The organism is Polaromonas sp. (assembly GCF_030682935.1).
In the GTDB taxonomy this organism is placed as follows: Bacteria; Pseudomonadota; Gammaproteobacteria; order Burkholderiales; family Burkholderiaceae_C; genus Polaromonas.
The window spans coordinates 1-1,595 of sequence record NZ_JAUXNA010000293.1 but is presented as its reverse complement, the minus strand read 5'-3'; the positions used below and the strand labels follow the sequence as shown (position 1 = coordinate 1,595).

Here is a 1,595-nt window from a genome sequence, read left to right as displayed (position 1 = left end):
CATTACAGTCAACGCATGGAATTGAACCTGGAAATTGTCACCACCCCCGTGCGCCCGGCCGCCACGGTGGTCATGCTGCGCGATGCGCCTGCGGGTCTGGAGGTGTTCCTGATGAAACGCCACAGCCTGTCCGACGTGCTGGGCGGCGCCTATGTGTTTCCGGGCGGCAAGGTCGATGCGCTTGACGCCGAACTGGACATGGCGGCCCATCTGGACCAGCCGCTGCAGGTGCTGCATGCCGGCCTGAACGAGGCCGACATCAACGAACGCACGGCGGGCGGGCTGTATGTGGCGGCCTTGCGCGAAGCCTTTGAAGAGTCGGGCGTGCTGTTTGCGCAGGGTGCCGCCAGCCCGGACATCGACGCTGCCCGGGCTGCCGCGCTGCTGCGCGAAGGCCACGGATTCAACGCGGTGCTGGCGCAGATGGGGCTGCGCCTGCAGACGCGCAGCATCGTGCCGTGGTCGCGCTGGATCACGCCCACGGCGCCTTCGGTGACCAACAAGCGTTTTGACACCCGGTTCTTTGTGTCGGTCGTGCCCGCCGGACAGGTGGCGATTCACGACGACCACGAGACCACCGAAAGCATCTGGCTCAGCCCGCGCACGGCGCTGCAGCAGTACTGGGACGGCCAGATCGCGCTGGCCCCGCCGCAGATCATGAGCCTGGCGCACCTGTCGCATCATGCGAGCGTCAAGAGCGTGCTGATGCAGGCACGCAGCCGCCTGCCGCCGGTGATCCAGCCCGAGCCGTTCGACCAGGACGGCGGGCGCGTGATCTGCTACCCCGGCGATGCGCGCCATTCCGTGCGCGAGCCGGTCATGCCCGGCCCGACGCGGCTGTACTACCGCAACAAACGCTTTGAGCCTTTGGGCGGCTTTGACAGCCTGTTTGACTGACTGCGCGTAACCACTCCATTCGCCTCATTTTCCCGACTCCGCATGGCTCCTGCCCCCGCTGGGGGATGGCTGGGATGGGGGCTGGCGGAAGTAGTTAGGCAGCCGAAATTCGATTCGTGGATGGTTCTGGCAGAACGTCTGAATGCCCTGCATGCGGGCTCCTGCGAAAGCCCCCATCCCGACCTTCCCCCAAAGGCGGGAAGGAGAAAATCGGGGATGCCGAGCAGTTACGAATGCGCAAGCGGGGCGGCTGCGCTTTGGCGTGAAGGTATAAACACCGGATGACATCTGACACCCCCGCTAACCCCGTTATTCCCGTTCAATTACCTCTTGAGGCCCAAGCGCTCCTGAGCACCGCCACGCGCACGGAAACCCCTTGCGGCTCGGGCGCCATGGTCTGGCATATCTGGGGCAAAGACCGCTGCGATCCGTCCCTGGCACCGCTGGTGCTGCTGCATGGCGGCAGCGGCAGCTGGACCCACTGGCTGCGCAGCATTGCGCCGCTGGTGGCGTCGGGCCGCTGCGTCTACATCCCTGACCTGCCGGGCTTTGGCGATTCAGCCGCGCCAGCGCAGGGCACCGATGCCGATGCGCTGCCCGAACCGATCGCGCAGGGGCTGGACCTGCTGCTGGGCAGCACCGCCTGCGACCTGGCCGGGTTTTCGTTTGGCGGCATGGTCGCCGGTTTTGTGGCGGCG

At 66.2% G+C, this 1,595-nt stretch carries 2 protein-coding genes; both read left to right on the top strand.

All coding sequences use genetic code 11. From position 1 onward, the window contains the following. Positions 1 to 15 precede the first annotated feature (15 nt). Entirely contained in the window at positions 16 to 897 is an 882-nt protein-coding gene (locus Q8K05_RS13545; RefSeq protein WP_305247144.1) for an NUDIX hydrolase, read from the top strand. A gap of 281 nt (positions 898 to 1,178) precedes the next feature. Beyond that, the coding region (locus Q8K05_RS13540) for an alpha/beta fold hydrolase (protein WP_305247143.1) at positions 1,179 to 1,595 on the top strand (417 nt) is incomplete at its 3' end.